This window comes from Sphingomonas ginkgonis (assembly GCF_003970925.1).
GTDB classification, from domain to species: Bacteria; Pseudomonadota; Alphaproteobacteria; order Sphingomonadales; family Sphingomonadaceae; genus Sphingomicrobium; species Sphingomicrobium ginkgonis.
This window is the reverse complement of sequence record NZ_RWJF01000001.1, coordinates 2,103,926-2,120,275: the sequence shown is the minus strand read 5'-3', so window position 1 is coordinate 2,120,275 and position 16,350 is coordinate 2,103,926. Positions and strand designations below refer to the sequence as shown.

Below are 16,350 nucleotides of genomic sequence, written 5' to 3'. Positions count from 1 at the left end.
CAGGCGGGTTGGTTCGCTTAACGGACGAACGCGAGCAAAGGCTTCATAAGTCCGGATAGTCGATGTCGATTACTTCATACCATTTCTCGCCAGCCGGTAGCCGGACCGCGCGCTCGTCTCCGACGCGGGCGCCGACCAGCGCCCGCGCCAGCGGTGCGGACCAGCCGATCAGCCCGGCGCTCGCGTCCGTCTCGTCGTCGCCGACGATGGTGATTCGCCGCCGCTGATCGTCTTCGTCGGCCAGCTGGACCGTCGCGCCGAACCGCACCTGGTCGCGATCCGGCTGGTCGGCTGGATCGACCACCCGCGCATTCTTCATAATCCGTGAGAGGTGCTGCAGTCGCCGGTCGAGCTCGCGGAGCCGCTTGCGACCGTAGATATAGTCGCCGTTCTCCGAGCGGTCGCCGTTGCCGGCCGCCCAGGAAATGGTCTCGACCAGCGCCGGCCGCTCGCTGGCGAACAGCTGCTCATATTCCGCACGCAGTCGGGCGAAGCCTGCCGGCGTGATGAAGCGGGGAGGCGGTGCCATCAGTGCTGTGTCTGCCAGTCGACGGAACGAGCCTCAACCCGGCCGCGACTTGCCGAGGTAATAGCTGAGATGAAGCGGTGCCGCCGGTCGGTTGTAGGGGTTGAGCTGGTCGTAGACGACGCTGTTCTCGAGCACCCGCTGGACGTAGCCGCGGGTCTCGCTGAAGGGGATGTCCTCGATCCAGCGCACCACGTCGGCGCCCGGTCGGCGCGGATCCCCGTTGGCCGCGATCCAGCGACGGACATTGCCGGTGCCGGCATTGTAGGCCGCCACCGCGAGCGGGTAGCTGCCGCCGAAATTGCTCAGCAGGCGTGAAAAATAGGCCGATCCGAGCATGACGTTGTAGCTCGGGTCGCTGGTGAGCCGGCCATCGTCGTAGCCGATCCCCAGCTTGCCGGCCTGCTCGCGCGCGGTGCCGGTCATCAGCTGCATCATCCCGCGCGCGCCGACCCCGGACATGGCGCCGCGATCGAAGCTCGACTCCTGCCGGGTGATGCCGTGCGTGATCGACCAGAGCCGGCCGTCGCTGAAGGTCAGGGTCGGATAGGCGCTGCGATAGTAGAAGCTGTCGCCGCCGTTGCGCGCGGAGCGGGCGGTCCACACGGCAAGATCCTGTCGCCCGATCTGCGCCGCGAGCTCGGTCGCGAGTACCCGGTCAGCCTCGGTCTTGAGCGACTCGCTGAGCGCTCGGACGAACAGCCCCTGCTCGTCGCGGCGGCCCTGCCCGCCGAGCAGCCGGACGGCGCGAACGAGCCGGCGCTGGTTGAAGGCGGTCCGCTGGTCCGGGGTGACCGCAAGGGCCGCCTGCACCGTCGGCACCGGCACGGGCCGACCGAGCCGCTCCAGCGCGAGCTGGCCGTAGAACAGGTCGGGGTAGGCGGCAGCCCGGCTGAAATGCTCGGTCGCGGCGGCGAACTGGCTAGCCTGGGTGGCCGCTCGGCCAGCCCAGTAGGCACCCTTGGCGCTCACCTGGAGCGACCGGCCGCCCTTGCCGTATTTGTCGAAGATGCCGACGCTCTCCGCCGCCCGGCCGAGGCTGAGCCCGGTCTCGCCGGCGAGCCATGCGAGGCTGGTATAATCGTCGCGCACGCCGAGCGACTTCAGCGAGATGTCGGTGCCGGCCGGCACCGCGTCGTCGAGCTGGCGGGCGATGTCGAACGCCTGCTGGTAGTTGCGCGCGGCGAGCGCCGCCTTGGCGTTCGCCAGCAGCAGCTCATACCATTTCTCGGTGTCGACCGGCAGCGCCGCGAACTGGTGCGGGCGCGCCAGCAGCTGCCGGGCCGCGGCATCGTAGCCGGCCGCCTGAAGGTAGCGAGCACGATCCATCATCAGCCCGGCGTCGGTGGTGACCTGCGCCATCACCGGCGTGTAGAGGCTTTCCGCGGCCGGATCCCGCTTGAGCAGCGCCAGCCGGGCGGTGAAAGCGGCGCGGCGCACGGCGCTCGTGTAGGGGAGCCAGCGGGCGGCGTTGACGCTGTCGTTCTCGAGCAGCAGCCGATCGACCCGCCGGTCGTGGTCGGCGGCGCTGAACTGCGCGCCGTAGCGGGCGAAAATGTTCTGCTCGTCCCACGCCGATAGTTTCGAACCCGCCCAGGCCTCGCGGGCGGCGGCGAGCGCCTCGACCGAGCGACCGCTGGCTGCCAGCGAATCCGCGTAGCGCGCGAACCCGTTCGCGCTGACCGGAGGGGTGGCGGCGAAGAAGGCCAGCACCGTCGCGGGCGTCTCGCCCGGAACCATGTTCTTCTCGGCCGCGCGGCGCAGCGCGATCTCGCCGGGCCAGCCGGGATTGGTGATCAGGAAGCGGGCATAATCCTGGAACGCATAGCCGTTCGACTGCCGCAGCCGGCGCCAGTCGTTGAGCGACACGGCGACATCCGCCGCCGCGGTGCTCGCCGACGCCGTCGGCTGGACATAGCCGGGCTGCGCATATTGCGTGGATGCTGCCGTCGCCGTGCCCAGCAACAGCGCCAGAAGTAGTGCCGCTCGCCTCATGCTGGACATATTGGGACCCCCGTCCTTATCAGGCGGTGAACAGCCGATCGGCAGGGATTGTTCCGGCTGAGACACGGAAGAGGGTTCATTGATGTTTTTCGGTTCCATCCCGGCCCTCGTTACCCCGTTCCGCAGCGGGACGATCGACGAGGACCTCTTCTGCGAGTTCGTCGAGTGGCAGATCGCGGAGGGCTCGAACGGGCTGGTGCCCTGCGGCACCACGGGCGAGTCGGCCACGCTGACCTTCGAGGAGCATTTTCGGGTCGTCGAGTTGTGCGTCGAGGTCGCAGCCGGGCGGGTGCCGGTGATCGCCGGCTGCGGCTCCAACGACACGCGCATCGCGATCAAGAACATGCAGCGGGCCAAGGAGCTCGGCGCCGACGCGGCGCTCGTCGTGCTGCCCTATTACAACCGGCCGGGGCAGGCCGGACTGGTCGCCCATTTCGAGGCGCTGGCGAACGCCTGCGACCTGCCGATCATGGTCTACAACGTGCCCGGCCGAACGGTCACCAACATCAGCGTGGAGACGCTGGCGAAGGTCGCCGCGCTGCCGACGGTGACCAGCATCAAGGATGCGACCGGAGATCTCGGGCGGGTCACGGCCCAGCGGCTGGCCTGCGGCACCGACTTCGCCCAGCTGTCAGGCAATGACGAGACCGCGCTCGCCTTCAACGCGATGGGCGGGGTGGGCTGCGTCTCGGTCAGCGCCAATGTCGCGCCGCGGCTCTGCGCCGACTTCCAGCGGGCAATGCGCGAGCAGCGATGGGCCGAGGCGATCGCCCTGCAGGACCGGCTCTATCCGCTGCACGTCGCGCTGTTCAGCGATGCGTCCCCGGCGCCGACCAAATATGCGCTGTCGAGGGTGCGGCCCGGTTTCCCGACCGAGATCCGCCTCCCGCTGGTCGAGGCGAGCGCCGAGAGCCGGGCCGCGGTCGACGCCGCGCTGGCCCACGCCGGGCTGCTCTAGTCGTCAGAACTCGTTCCAGTCGCTCGCGCTGCGCTGCTGCAGCGGGTCGACCCGCGCCGGAGGCAGCGGCTTCACCGGGGAGACATAGGTCGGCGGTGCAGCCGCGGTCTTGCCCGCGAGCGCTTTGCTAGGGGTTGGCTGCGCTTTCACAGTCGCGGGCGGCGGAGATGCGGGTGGTCGGGGTGCCGGCGCTGCCGGGCGGACGCCGGTCGGTGGAGCGGCAGCAGGGACCGGCCGGGCCGGCGAAGCGGGCCTCGTGGCGGGCGGGACGGGTCGCGCCTGGACGGTCGTCGGGCTGCGTGCCGGTATGGGTGTCGCGGGAAGAGCCGAAGGCGTCACCGAAGCGGATCGCGCCGGGCCGCCAGGCGGCGCGGCGGGGCGGACGTTCGCCTGTTCCGGGCGGACCGGCTTCGCTGCGCCGGCCGCTGCGACGGGCATGACGCCACTCTCGGCCGCGCCGAGCAGCGCGGAAAGGTCGGACAGCAAAGTCGAGTGCGAGCGGTTCTGGGTCGCGATGGTGTCGAGCAGGTCGTGCACCGCCTCGGCATCGGTGGTGATAGTCGCCAGCGCCTGGTCCACCTTCTCGACCGATCCGACCGCCGCGGCGATCTCCGTCTGGGTAGTGGTGAGCTGGGTTTGCGCCCGCTTCGCCTCTTCTTCGGCCCGCATTGCGAGGGCGCTCACCAGGTCGGCAACGACGGCGAAGCCGCGCCCGGCCTCGCCCGCCCGGCCCGCTTCCACCGCGGCGTTCATCGCCAGCACGCGGGTCTGGAAGGCGATCTTGTCCAGTCCTTCGATCACCGCGTCGATGCCCTTGGCGCAGCGCGCGACCCGGCCCATCGTCGTCACCGCCTCCTCGGTGACCCGGCGGCCGCCGATCATCGCGGCGGTCGCGCGATCGGCGCACTCGAGCGTCTCGGCGGCGGTCGCCGAACCCTGCGCAAGCTCCGTGCCTATCCGCTCCGCCGCGGCGCGTGCGGCGGCGAGCGCGGCGGCCCGGGCTTCCTCCTGCCTGACGCTCCTCTCGGGGCGTGCTCGGAACGGGCGCCTGGCGTCGCGATGGCGGCAGCGGGCAGCCGCTCACCCGAAAGGTCCAGGTCGCTCGGTGCAGCGGCAGCCAAGCTCATATCTTCGACTGTCGCTCGCCACTGATCGTGCATCGCGGTTCCCACCTCGGCCTCTCCATCAATTATAGGAGCGACGCGCTTCGGGCGGCGGCGCAACCCCGCTTCTGTTGCTGCTCGCCTCATTCGGCGCCGGCCGCTAGGGGAGGGCCGTCATAAGGGTGGGGGAACCAGAGCAGATGGACGGGCAGGAGAGGGGAGCGGCACCACTGGCCGGACGCCGGATCCTCGACCTGTCGCGGGTGCTCGCCGGGCCCTGGGCGACGATGGTGCTGGCGGATCTCGGCGCCGACGTGATCAAGGTCGAGAACCCGCGCGGCGGCGACGACACCCGGCACTGGGGGCCACCCTACACCGGCGGGGAGTCGGCCTATTATCTCTGCGCCAATCGCAACAAGCGCAGCATCGCGATCGACCTCGCCAGCGCCGACGGCCAGCGGATCGTGCGCGAGCTGGCGGCCCGCGCCGACGTGCTGGTCGAGAATTACAAGCAGGGCGGGCTCGCCCGCTTCGGACTGGACTATGAGTCGCTCGCGATCCTCAACCCGCGCCTCGTCTACTGCTCCATCTCCGGCTACGGCCGTGCCTCGCCGCTCGCCGACCGCGCGGGCTACGATTATGTCGTCCAGGCCGAGGCAGGGCTGATGGCGGTCACCGGGCCGGTCGACGGCGAGCCGATGAAGGTCGGTGTGGCCGTGGCGGACCTGTTCACCGGGATGGCCGCCGCCCAGGCGATCCTCGCCGCGCTGATCGCCGCCGACCGCGACGGGCAGGGGCAGCACCTCGACATGGCGCTCTACGACTGCCAGCTCGCCATGCTCGCCAACGTCGGCAGCGCGGCGCTGGTGTCGGGGCGGGAACCGCGCCGCTGGGGCAACGGCCACCCGACGATCGTCCCCTATCAGCTGTTCGACACCAGTGACGGACAGGTCGTCATCGCGGTCGGCAACGACGGCCAGTTCGCGGCGCTGTGCAATCGCCTGCTCGACCGCCCCGACCTTTGCGCGGACGAGCGCTTCGCCACCAACCGCGCCCGGGTCCAGCACCGCGACGACCTGCTCGCCGAACTGGTGCCGCTCATCGCCGCGCAGTCGACCGACTGGTGGCTGGGCGGCCTTCAGGCGATCGGCGTGCCGTCGGGCAAGGTGCGCGGGGTCCGCGAGGCGCTCGATGCGGCCGAGACTCTGGCGCGTGGAATGGTCGAGACGGTCGCCCACCCGACTGCCGGCAGCGTCGACCTGGTCGCCTCGCCGCTGAAATTGTCGCGCACGCCGGTGCGCCCGGCCGCGGCGCCCCCGCTGCACGGCGCCGACGCCGACGCGATCCTGGGCGAACTCGGCTACGGGATATCGAGCATCGCCGAGCTTCGCGGAAGCGGCGCGATCGGCTGACGCTCCGCCGTTGCGTTGACCCACGTCATCGGCCTAGCCTCGCCCGCCTGAAGGGGCCTTGTATGCTTTCAGCCGCACCGCCCGTCATTGTTGCCCCCGCGTCCGAAGAGCCGATGATCGAGGTCGTCGGCTCCCGTCCCGACCAGGCGCTCAAGATCGACCGGCGGACCTATCGGGTGCGCGAGACTCCGCGCTCGGTGCAGGCGGACAGCCTTCAGCTGCTCCGGGGCCTGCCGGCGGTCACCATCTCGCCGGACGACCGGGTCATGCTGCTGGGCAATCCCAACGTGACCCTGATGACCGACGGCGTGCCGGTCCGTGGCGACGCGGTGCAGTTCCTCCGCGGCCTGCGCGGCGGCGACATCGAGCGGATCGAGATCATCACCAATCCGTCGGCCGAATATCCGGCGGCGGGGACCGGCGGAATCATCAATTTCGTGCTTCGCAAGCCGACCCAGGACGGCACGTCCGGGTCGGCCAGCCTCGAGGCGAGCAGCCTCGGCGGGCTGAACGGCAACGCCAGCATCAAGGTCCGCAAGGGGCGCTGGACGCTCGAGCTCCAGCCGCAGGGGCGGATCGGGCTGCAGGACCGCTCGCGCTACGAGAAGCTGCGGACGATCCTCGACGGGCCCGACGGCCTCGTCGCCGACCGCGAAACCGGGCGGGGCCGGTCGGGCGGCGGGTTCGGGATGCTGGACGGCAAGCTCAGCTACGACCTCGATCCCCGCACCACCGTGTCGGTGGAACTGTCCGAGGGGCTGGTGCGCGATAGCAGTCGGGGCAGCGCCGACTTCCTCGGGCTCACCCCCAATTTCCGTTCCTTTTCGCAGCGTCAGCGCAACCGAACCGATGTGCGCTTCACCACCGGTTCGCTCGCGCTCGACCACAAGGGCCGCAAGGACGGGGAGACGCTGAAGGGACATGTGAACCTCTTCGGCAACCCCTATGCGAACGAGTCCACGGACATCCGGACCGACGATGGTGGCGGCCTGTCGGTGCGCACCGGCAACCGCAACCGCTTCCTCGAGAGCCAGGTCGACTGGCAGCATCCATTATCGGGCAAGCGCATCCTCTCGCTCGGCGCGAGCGACTTTCGCGAGCACAGCCGGCGGAGCTACGATTTCGTGGGATTTGCGCCAGGCGGCGCGGTGCAGGGAGCGGCCAGCGACCGCTTTTCGGGACTGCAGAACACCGCGGCGGTCTACCTGACCTTCCAGCAGCCGCTCGGCAGCCTCACCGTCATGCCCGGGTTTCGCCTCGAGCGGTTCGACCGCCGCGTGACCAGCCCCGGCGCTCCCACCGTGGAGGTGCACCGGACCAGCCTCTTTCCCTCGTTCCACCTCGACCGTGCGCTCGGCAAGTGGTGGAACCTGTCGCTCAGCTACAGCCGGCGCATCGACCGGCCCTCGTTCGACTGGGTCCGGCCCTATGTCATCATCAACGACCTTTTCAATGCGCAGCAGGGCAACCCGGGACTGCGCGACCAGATCAACGACAATGTCGAGGCCAACTTCCACTACCACCGCAAGTCGATCGACGCGGGGGTGATCGTCTACGACCGGCTGACCCGCCGGCTGTGGAGCGTCGGCTACCAGACCGCGCCGGACGGCATCGTCATCAACCAGCCGGTCAACAGCGGCCACAAGACGGATCGCGGCGCCGAGTTCGACGTCAACCTTCCGCTGGTCAAGCGGGTGAAGGCAAACGCCTCGGTCAACCTGTTCGACAGCCGCACGCCGGTCGTGACGCCGCTCGGCACCATCCCCGTCCGGATCTTCCGCTACACCGCCACCTCGACGCTCGACTGGACCGGTCCCGACCGCCGCGGCCGTCCCGGCGACAGCGCCCAGCTGCAGGTCGACTACCAGAGTCCCTGGCGCCAATATCAGCTCCGCTACGGCTCCTACCTGAGCTTAACGACCTCCTACACCCATAGTCTCAGCAAGACGCTGGCGGTCACCGCTCAACTCAAGAACCTGGGCTCGCTCCACAACCGCCACCGCCTCCTCGCGCCGGACGTGCAGGAAGACTATGACCGTCGCCTTCCCGGGCCGGAGCTGCGGATCAAGCTGGCGAAGACCCTCGGTCCGGCCAAGTAGGCGGGAGCACAAGCAGGGCGGCGGTGAAGGCTGGTGGACGCACTAGGGCTCGAACCTAGGACCCGCTGATTAAGAGTCAGCTGCTCTACCAACTGAGCTATGCGTCCATGCCTGTCAGGCAGCGCGCCGGTCCGGTGACCGGGGGCGCGTGGGGGCCTCTAACGGGGGTTGGCCGGCTTGGCAACCGCCCTTTACGACAAAGTTGAAACGGTGCGCTGCTGCCGCTCGAACGCCATCAGCAACCCGAGGCAGAGCATGACCGTCATCACCGCCGAGCCGCCGTAGCTGACCAGCGGAAGCGGCACGCCGACGACCGGAGCAAGGCCCATCACCATCAGGAGATTGATCGAGACGTAGAAGAAGATCACGCCGGACAGGCCCGCGGCGGACAGCTGGGCGAAGCGCGACTTGGCGTTGTAGCTGACCGTCATCCCCCAGCGGATCACCATGGCGAAGGCAAGGATCAGCAGCACCCCGCCGACCATTCCCCATTCCTCCTCCATCGTCGCGAAGACGAAGTCGGTGTGCCCCTCGGGGAGATAGTCGAGGTGGCTCTGGCTGCCCTGGAGGAAGCCCTTGCCCATGATCCCGCCCGAGCCGATCGCGATCTTCGACTGGCTGATGTGGTAGCCGGCGCCGAGCGGATCGCTCTCGGGGTCGAGGAAGATGTCGATCCGCTTCTTCTGGTAGCCGTGCATCAGGTGGTAGACAAACGGGGCCAGTGCGCCGAGCGCGACGGCGGGGCCGATGAACACCCACAGCGGGATGCCGGCGAGGAACATCACCGTGATCCCGACCAGCCCGACGACGATGCAGGTGCCGAGGTCGGGCTGGACGAGGATCAGGAAGGCCGGGACGCCGAGCAGCGCGGCGGCGGGCCAGATCGCCCGCCAGCGCTTGATCTCGCCGATCGGCAGCAGCTCGTAGAAGCGGGCGAGGACCAGCGCGATCGCCGGCTTCATGAACTCGGACGGCTGGAGCCGGACCGGGCCGAGGTCGAGCCAGCGCTGCGCCCCCTTGCCGACGAAGCCGATCATCTCGACCGCGATCAGCATGAGCAGGATCGCGCCATAGGCGGGAAAGACCAGGCTCTTGATCGTCGTCTCGCGGATCTTGGAGATGCCGACCGCGATCCCGAGGAAGACGAGCAGGGTCACGCCCTGCTTGAGCGCCCAGGGCGAGCTCGAGCCGCCGGCGGCCGAGTAGAGCACGAGCAGGCCGAAGCCGCCGATCGTCATGACCATGAAGATCAGCCGCCAGGGGAGGCGGGCGAGCGGTTGCGGGATGATGGCCGAACTGATCATGTGGTGGGGGTCGCCGGTCGCGGCGGGGCGCCCGCCGCGGTGGGGGAGGGGGCTACGCCCGCGGGCGGGGCATCGAGTATCGAGGCCGCTGCCGCCGGCGAGCGCGAGGGAGGAAGCGGAGGGTAGCCGTTGGCGGCCCGCCACGCGGCGGTCTTGCGCTCGGTGCGTTCCTCGAGCGAGCCGCCGATGCTGGTCTCGAAGCGGTGGAGCGCGTCGATCGCCTTGTTGCGGTCGTAGAGGAAGGTCACGGTGTCGCGGATCAGCGGCGCCGCCACCGCCGCGCCGAACCCGCCATGCTCGACGATCGCCGCTGCGGCGTAGCGCGGGTTGTCGTAGGGCGCGAAAGCCATGAACAGTGAATGGTCGCGCAGCTTCCAGTTCGCCGCGGTGTAGTTGCCGCGTTCGTGCGCGGCGAGATTGTGGGTCTGCGCCGTGCCCGTCTTGCCAGCCATCTGGATCCCGGCCAGCGGAAGCTTGGCGGCGGCCGCCGTGCCGTGATCGACCACGCCGGCCATCGCCGTGCGGATGAAGGCGAGGTGGTCGGCGTCGACGGCCAGCTGGGCCTGCGGCACCACGGGCGCGGCCTTGAGGAGCCGGGGCACGACCCGCTTCCCGGTCGCGAGCCGGCTCGCCATGACCGCGAGCTGGAGCGGGTTGATCAGGACATAGCCCTGGCCGATCGACATGTTGATCGTGTCGTAGGTCTGCCACTCGCGATGATATTTGCGCATCATCCACTGCGGGTCGGGGATGGTGCCGTATCGCTGGTTGTTGAACGGCAGGTCGAACTTCTCGCCGAAGCCCATCGAGCGGACCATCGGGGCCAGCTTTTCGGCGCCGACGCGGCGACACATCTCGTAGAAATAGATGTCGCAGCTGTGGACGACCGCCGCGTCCATGTCGACCGCGCCATGCTTGGCGTCGCAGTGGAAGACGTGGTTGCCGAGCGGATAGGAGCCGTTGCAGTAGACCCGCTGCTTGCGGTCGATCCCGGCATTGAGCAGCGCCATCGCCATCGACGGCTTGATCGTCGAGCCGGACGGGTAGAGGCTCTGCAGCGCCTTGTCGACGAGCGGCAGGTGATCGTCGCCGGACAGCATCTTCCACTCGGCCTGGCTGATCCCGTCCGAGAAGTTGTTGGGGTTGAACGAGGGCATCGAGGGCATCGCCAGGATGTCGCCGTTGGTGACGTCGATGACGACCACCGAGCAGGACTGGTCGCCGATCCGCCGGGCGGCATATTCGTGGAGGTCGGCGTCGATGGTGAGCTGCACGGTGCGCCCGCTACGATCCGGCTTGGGCTCCAGCTCCCGCACCAGCTTGCCGCGCGCGGTAACCTCGACCCGCTGCCCGCCGGGCTGCCCGCGGAGCAGCGGCTCGAGCGACTGTTCGAGCCCCTCCTTGCCGATCTTCACCCCGGGGATGATCAGCAGCGGATTCTTGTTCTCCTTCTCATAATCCTGCTGGCTGGCCGCGCCGACATAGCCGATCAGCTGCCCGACCGCGCTCCCGGCCGGGTAGAAGCGGGCGAAGCCGCGCGAGGGCGCGACGCCGGGGAGTTCGGGCAGCCGCACAGTGAGCGCCGCATATTGTTCGTAGGGAATGTTGTCGGCGACCGGCACGGGGCGGAAGCCGTGGGTCTGCTCGAGCTCGCCCTTGATCCGGTCGATGTCGTCGGGCGCCAGCTGGAGCACCTGCGCGACAGTGGCGATGATCCGGTTGCGCTCGTTCTTGTCCATCTGCTGCGGGATGAGGTCAACCCGGAAGCTCGAGCGATTGATCGCGATCGGCTTGCCGCCGCGGTCGATGATCCAGCCGCGCCTGGGAGGCACCGGGATCAGCTGGACCCGGTTGCTCTCGCTCATCAGCTGGTATTTTTCGTTCTGGGCGATGGCGAGCCAGCCCAGCCGTCCGATCAGCACAGCGCCGATCGCCCCCTGCGCGCCGCCGACGAACAGCATGCGGCGCGAGAAGCTGATCGACTGGTGGGTCGTCGTGATGCGCTGCATCTTGTTCATCGGCCGAGCCGCCAGCGGTCGATCGCCCCCGCCAGCCGCGCCGCGAACGGAAAGGCGAGAATGGAAAAGGCGAGCGATGGCAGGGAATGGGTGAACGGAAGATGGCTTCCGGCGAGGCCGTCGATCCACCAGCGGAACGCGGCGGAGCCGAGCAGCAGCAGCGCCGCCAGCGCCCATTCGAGCCAATAGTCGCGCCACATGGTGCGCCGATCGCTGAGGTCGAGCAGCAGCATGCACCCCGTCCACAGCGCGATCGAGAGGCCGATCGGGCTGGCGGTCAGCAGGTCGTTGGCAAAGCCGAGCGGGCCCGCCCACCAGCTCGGCCAGACGTCCGACCGGAGCATCCGCCAGGTCAGCAGCATGACCAGCCCGAAATCGGGGAACCAGCCGGTCTGGGTGACGATCGGCAGCAGCGAGAGCGCCGAGGCGAGCACGACCGAGATCGCCGGCCAGTAGGTGGCGAGCCGGCGCGGTCCCCGGTCGATCCGCCCGGTGCCGAGCGCCGCGCGGACCATCAGGGCTTCTCGTTGGCGGCGGTCAGCGCGGCGTCCTCGAATGGTCGCTCGACCAGCGCGAAGCTGACCTGGCTGGGATCGGCGAGGGGCAGGGCGATGGCGCCGTCGTCGTCCAGCTTGACCACCCGAGCGACCGGAACCAGCGGCGGGTAGAGTCCGCCGGTGCCGCTGGTCACCACGATGTCGCCGCGGCGGAACGGGTTGCGGCCGACTTCGAGCGGACGGAGGTCGATCGTCCCGTCGCCCCGCCCGGTCGAAATGACCGCCTGGCCGGTCCGCAACAGCCGCACCGGGACGATGTTCGAGCGGTCGGAGATCAGCAGCACCCGGCTGGCGAGATGGCCCGCGTCGATGATCCGGCCGATCAGCCCCTCCGGCGCGCGCACCGGCATGCCGACCGCCACCCCGTCGCCTTGCCCGGCCGAGAGGATGGCAAAGCGGCGCTGGCTCTCGAAGCTGGAGCCGACCACGCGCCCCGAGGCGACCGCCTCTCGGCTGTGCTCGCGAAGCTCGAGCGCCGCCTTGAGCTGGCGGTTCTCCTGCATGATCGCGCGGGCCTCGAGGATCTCGCGGCGCATCCCGTCGCGCTCGGCCTTGAGCTTGCCGTTCTGGGTCGCGGCGTCCCAGTAGTTGCCGGCCCCGGTCGTGATCCCGCTGGCCGTGTCGACCACCTCGCGCAACGCCCCGGTGACTGGGGCCGAGGCGTCGAGCGCCGCGCCGCGGACGCCCGCAAAGGCCTTGGGCGCCACCAGCGACATGGCGAGCAGGACCAGTCCCACCACCAGGCCGGCGATCGCCGCCAGGAAGCTGAAGAAGAGGCTATACTGCGCCCGCCGCGACCAGCCCGGGCGCGCACCTGTCGGCGGCGCCACCTGCTATCCCCCTCTTACGCGGTCTGGAGGACGCCGCGGAACTGCTCTTCCTCGAGCGCCCGGCCGGTGCCCAGGGCGACGCAGGTCAGCGGATCCTCGGCGACCGTGACCGGCAGCCCGGTCTCGTCGCGCAGCACCTCGTCGAGGCCCTGCAGCAGCGCGCCGCCGCCGGTCAGCACGATGCCCTGGTCGCAGATGTCGGCGGCGAGCTCGGGCGCGGTGTTCTCGAGCGCGATCCGGACGCCCTCGACGATCGTGCCCACCGGTTCCGACAGCGCCTCGGCGATCTGGCCCTGGTTGATCGAGATTTCCTTGGGCACGCCATTGACGAGGTCGCGGCCCTTGATGTGGACGGTCTTGCCGATGCCGTCGACCGGCGGCTTGGCGATCCCGACCTCCTGCTTGATCCGCTCGGCGGTCGCTTCACCGATCAGCAGATTGTGGTTGCGCCGGACGTAGGAGGAGATCGCCTCGTCCATCTTGTCGCCGCCGACCCGCACCGACGTCGTGTAGGCGAGGCCGCGGAGCGAGAGGACGGCGACCTCGGTGGTGCCGCCGCCGATGTCGACGACCATCGAGCCGATCGGCTCGGTCACCGGCATGTCGGCGCCGATCGCGGCGGCCATCGGCTCCTCGATCAGGTAGACGGCGCTGGCGCCGGCGTTCGACGCGGCGTCGCGGATCGCGCGGCGCTCGACGCTGGTCGAGCCCGAGGGCACGCAGATCACGATTTCCGGAAAGCGCCAGGCGCGCATCTTGCCGCCGTGGACCTTGTGGATGAAGTGCTTGATCATCTGCTCGGCGACATCGATGTCGGCGATGACCCCGTCGCGCAGCGGGCGGATGGCTTCGATCTGGTCGGGCGTCTTGCCCATCATCAGCTTGGCGTCGTCACCGACCGCCTTGACCTTCTTGACGCCGTTGATGGTCTCGATCGCGACGACCGAGGGCTCGTTGAGGACGATGCCGCGGCCCCGGACATAGACCAGCGTGTTGGCCGTCCCGAGGTCGATCGCCATGTCGTGCGACATCCATTTGAACCAGCGCGTCCAGAACATGCCCTACTTGTCTCTCGCTGTTGCCCGTGTGGCCTGCGCCCTGCCCGAAGTGCTCTTCACGGATGATTAAACCGGTACCGGCAAGCGCGCCGTAAATCTGGAGAAATCAGGCGCTTCGCAGGTTCGCTCGGATTGGGCTAGAGCATCATCCATGTCAATAAGAAGGCTGCCCTCGCATCTCGTCGACCGCATCGCCGCCGGCGAGGTGGTGGAGCGGCCGGCAAGCGCGCTCAAGGAGCTGGTCGAGAATGCGCTCGACGCCGGGGCTCGGAACGTCGACGTAAGGCTCGCTGCCGGCGGGCTCGACCTCGTCGAGGTGGCCGACGACGGGTCGGGGATGAGCCCCGACGACATGCGCCTCGCGCTCGAGCGGCACGCCACTTCCAAGCTCCCGGACGAGCGAATCGAGGCGGTGGCGAGCTTCGGCTTCCGCGGCGAGGCGCTGCCGTCGATCGCCAGCGTCGCCCGCTTCACGCTGGAGAGCCGGGTCCGGGGCGCCGAGGGCTGGCGGCTGGTGGTGGATCACGGCCAACCGGCGGGCGAGGGGCCGGCGGCGCTTCCGCCGGGCACCCGGGTCAGGGTCGAGGAGCTGTTCGGCAAGGTGCCCGCCCGGCGCAAGTTCCTCCGCTCTCCCCGCGCCGAATATGCCGCGTGCCTGGACGCGATGCGGCGGCTGGCAATGGCGCGGCCCGACGTTGCCTTTTCGGTCCAGCACGATGGGCGCAGGGTGCTGTCGGTCCAGCCGGACACGCTGCAGAACCGGGTCGCCGCGCTGCTCGACCCGGGCCTCGCGCGGAGCGGCGTCGGCATCGACCTCGTTCGCGGCGGGCTGCAGCTGGGCGGGGTGGTCAGCCTGCCGACCTTCAATCGCGGCGCGGCGGACCAGCAGTTCCTGTTCGTCAACGCCCGGCCGGTCAAGGACCGGCTGCTGGTCGGGGCGCTCCGCGCCGCCTACCGCGACCTGCTCGCCCGCGACCGCCACCCGCTCGCCGCCCTGTTCCTGGTGCTGCCAGGGGAAGAGGTCGACATCAACGTCCACCCGGCCAAGACCGAGGTCCGCTTCCGCGACCCGCAGGCGGTGCGCGGCCTCATCGTCGGCGGGCTCCGCGCGGCACTGGACGAGGCGGGGCACCGCAGCGGAATCCACGATCAGGCGGCGGCGCCGGTGAACTGGACGGTCGAGCCGGTCCGGCCGGGAGGCGCGGGTCCGGATCTCGGGACCGCGCCCATGCCCTTTCCTCCGCCGGCCCCGTTCGCCGGGCTGATGGTGGCGGAAAGCCGCTCGCTCTTCACCGCCGCACCCGCCGCGCGTGCCGAGCCGGCGACCGCGCCGGTGCCGAGCCATCCGCTCGGCGTCGCCCGCGGGCAGGTCGCGGCGACCTACATCGTCGCCGAGGCGGAGGACGGGCTGGTGATCGTCGACCAGCATGCCGCGCACGAGCGGCTGGTGCTCGAGCGGATGCGCGCGGCGCGGACCGGCGGCGCCACGTCGAGCCAGCCGCTGCTGCTGCCGGTGGTGGTCGAGCTCGACGAGCCGGATGCCGACCGGGTCGAGGAGCTGACCGGCGAACTCGCCGCGCTCGGACTGGAGCTGGAACGGTTCGGGCCGACGGCGATCCTCGTCCGCGCCACGCCCGCCGCCCTCGGCCGAGCCGACGTCGAAGGGCTCGTCCGCGATCTCGCCGCGCAGGCCGCCGAGCTGGGCGGGGTGATGGCGTTGCAGGACCGGCTCGACCATGTCGCGGCCACCATGGCCTGCCACGGCTCGGTCCGGGCGGGACGGATCCTCTCCGTCGCCGAGATGAACGCCTTGCTGCGCGAGATGGAAGTCACGCCGCACAGCGGCCAGTGCAACCACGGCCGCCCGACCTGGGTGAAGCTTTCCATGCCTGACGTGGAGCGGCTTTTCGGACGGAAATGAAGGGCTTAGCTCGAGACCGATGAGTTGGTCAGGTGGGACAGCCGTGATTACCGGGCCAATGTCTGCTCCCGACCCATTGCGGACATTCGAGCCAAAGGTCCGAGCTCGATCGATTGCATACATTGAGTGGCGAGGTAGGTTGGGGTGTGCTTCGACGCCGTCGCCTCTTGTTCGTGATCCTGTTTGGTGTGGTTGCCGCCTTGCTGGCGATTGCCGTCCCGAAAACTCGATACTTGAGCAGCCTTTGGCTTCTCATCGTGTCGACCGGTGGGCCGTGGCTCGTCTGGGATTTTGCCAGAAAGCTCTACACGGCGGCCATGGAGGGCTACTTCGATACCGACCTCTACGGGAGAGCGCACCGCGATAGTGAGCGGAGCCTCTTTAGGAACAATGTCATTGCCCACATCGCCTTGCTTCCCGTCTTCACGAGCGGCGTTGTCTTGATATGGCTGAATGCTCTGGACGCTGTCCAGATGGCACAATGACGAACGTCCGCTTTCGACCCATTGCGGACATTAGGCCCGACCTTGAAATGGCGGATCTTTCGATGGGAGGGCATG

General features: G+C 69.4%; 13 protein-coding genes and 1 tRNA gene. 5 read left to right on the top strand and 9 right to left on the bottom strand.

The window, feature by feature from the left end; translation table 11 throughout:
* Positions 1-43: 43 nt before the first annotated feature.
* On the bottom strand, positions 44-529 hold the full coding sequence (greB, locus tag HMF7854_RS10375) for a transcription elongation factor GreB (RefSeq protein ID WP_126719025.1): 486 nt from the start codon (positions 527-529) through the stop codon (positions 44-46).
* A gap of 33 nt (positions 530-562) precedes the next feature.
* A complete protein-coding gene (locus tag HMF7854_RS10370) occupies positions 563-2,530 on the bottom strand; it encodes a lytic transglycosylase domain-containing protein (RefSeq protein WP_185829247.1) in 1,968 nt (655 codons plus the stop codon).
* A gap of 82 nt (positions 2,531-2,612) precedes the next feature.
* Here HMF7854_RS10370 and dapA point away from each other — a divergent pair, with 82 nt between their 5' ends.
* Positions 2,613-3,488 carry a 4-hydroxy-tetrahydrodipicolinate synthase gene (dapA, locus tag HMF7854_RS10365; RefSeq protein WP_126719023.1) on the top strand — a complete coding sequence of 292 codons (876 nt, stop codon included), beginning with the start codon at positions 2,613-2,615 and terminating at the stop codon, positions 3,486-3,488.
* Positions 3,489-3,491: 3 nt separating this feature from the next.
* Here the strand turns inward: dapA and HMF7854_RS15935 are convergent, their stop codons facing one another.
* Positions 3,492-4,445 carry a methyl-accepting chemotaxis protein gene (locus HMF7854_RS15935; protein ID WP_476712810.1) on the bottom strand — a complete coding sequence of 318 codons (954 nt, stop codon included), beginning with the start codon at positions 4,443-4,445 and terminating at the stop codon, positions 3,492-3,494.
* A 346-nt stretch (positions 4,446-4,791) separates the two neighbouring features.
* Here HMF7854_RS15935 and HMF7854_RS10355 point away from each other — a divergent pair, with 346 nt between their 5' ends.
* Both HMF7854_RS10355 and HMF7854_RS10350 read left to right on the top strand, forming a co-directional pair.
* On the top strand, positions 4,792-6,003 hold the full coding sequence (locus HMF7854_RS10355) for a CaiB/BaiF CoA transferase family protein (protein WP_126719022.1): 1,212 nt from the start codon (positions 4,792-4,794) through the stop codon (positions 6,001-6,003).
* Between the two features lie 113 nt (positions 6,004-6,116).
* On the top strand, positions 6,117-8,102 hold the full coding sequence (locus HMF7854_RS10350) for a TonB-dependent receptor (RefSeq protein WP_185829246.1): 1,986 nt from the start codon (positions 6,117-6,119) through the stop codon (positions 8,100-8,102).
* A gap of 31 nt (positions 8,103-8,133) precedes the next feature.
* Here the strand turns inward: HMF7854_RS10350 and HMF7854_RS10345 are convergent.
* The 6 genes from HMF7854_RS10345 to HMF7854_RS10320 all read right to left on the bottom strand — a co-directional run bounded on the left by HMF7854_RS10345 (position 8,134) and on the right by HMF7854_RS10320 (position 13,869).
* Positions 8,134-8,209 (bottom strand) — tRNA-Lys (locus tag HMF7854_RS10345).
* Positions 8,210-8,293: 84 nt separating this feature from the next.
* Positions 8,294-9,406 carry a rod shape-determining protein RodA gene (gene rodA / locus HMF7854_RS10340; protein ID WP_126719020.1) on the bottom strand — a complete coding sequence of 371 codons (1,113 nt, stop codon included), beginning with the start codon at positions 9,404-9,406 and terminating at the stop codon, positions 8,294-8,296.
* Positions 9,403-11,424 (bottom strand): penicillin-binding protein 2, encoded by a 2,022-nt coding sequence (gene mrdA / locus HMF7854_RS10335; protein ID WP_126719019.1) that lies wholly within the window; start codon positions 11,422-11,424, stop codon positions 9,403-9,405. The genes rodA and mrdA overlap by 4 nt, the downstream gene beginning before the upstream one ends.
* Positions 11,421-11,939, bottom strand: a complete 519-nt coding sequence (mreD, locus tag HMF7854_RS10330) for a rod shape-determining protein MreD (protein WP_126719018.1) — start codon at positions 11,937-11,939, stop codon at positions 11,421-11,423. Before mreD ends, mrdA begins: the two co-directional genes overlap by 4 nt.
* Positions 11,939-12,811, bottom strand: coding sequence for a rod shape-determining protein MreC (locus tag HMF7854_RS10325; protein WP_126719017.1), 873 nt, complete (start codon positions 12,809-12,811; stop codon positions 11,939-11,941). The genes mreD and HMF7854_RS10325 overlap by 1 nt, the downstream gene beginning before the upstream one ends.
* Before the next feature lie 14 nt (positions 12,812-12,825).
* Complete coding sequence (locus HMF7854_RS10320; RefSeq protein WP_114228128.1) at positions 12,826-13,869, bottom strand: rod shape-determining protein; 1,044 nt, start codon at positions 13,867-13,869, stop codon at positions 12,826-12,828.
* Positions 13,870-14,020: 151 nt separating this feature from the next.
* On the opposite strand from HMF7854_RS10320, the gene mutL reads away from it, so the two are divergent.
* Both mutL and HMF7854_RS10310 read left to right on the top strand, forming a co-directional pair.
* Positions 14,021-15,790: a DNA mismatch repair endonuclease MutL gene (mutL, locus tag HMF7854_RS10315; protein WP_126719016.1), complete on the top strand. Its 1,770-nt coding sequence runs from the start codon at positions 14,021-14,023 to the stop codon at positions 15,788-15,790.
* 167 nt (positions 15,791-15,957) lie between these two features.
* Entirely contained in the window at positions 15,958-16,275 is a 318-nt protein-coding gene (locus HMF7854_RS10310) for a hypothetical protein (RefSeq protein WP_126719015.1), read from the top strand.
* Positions 16,276-16,350 lie beyond the last annotated feature (75 nt).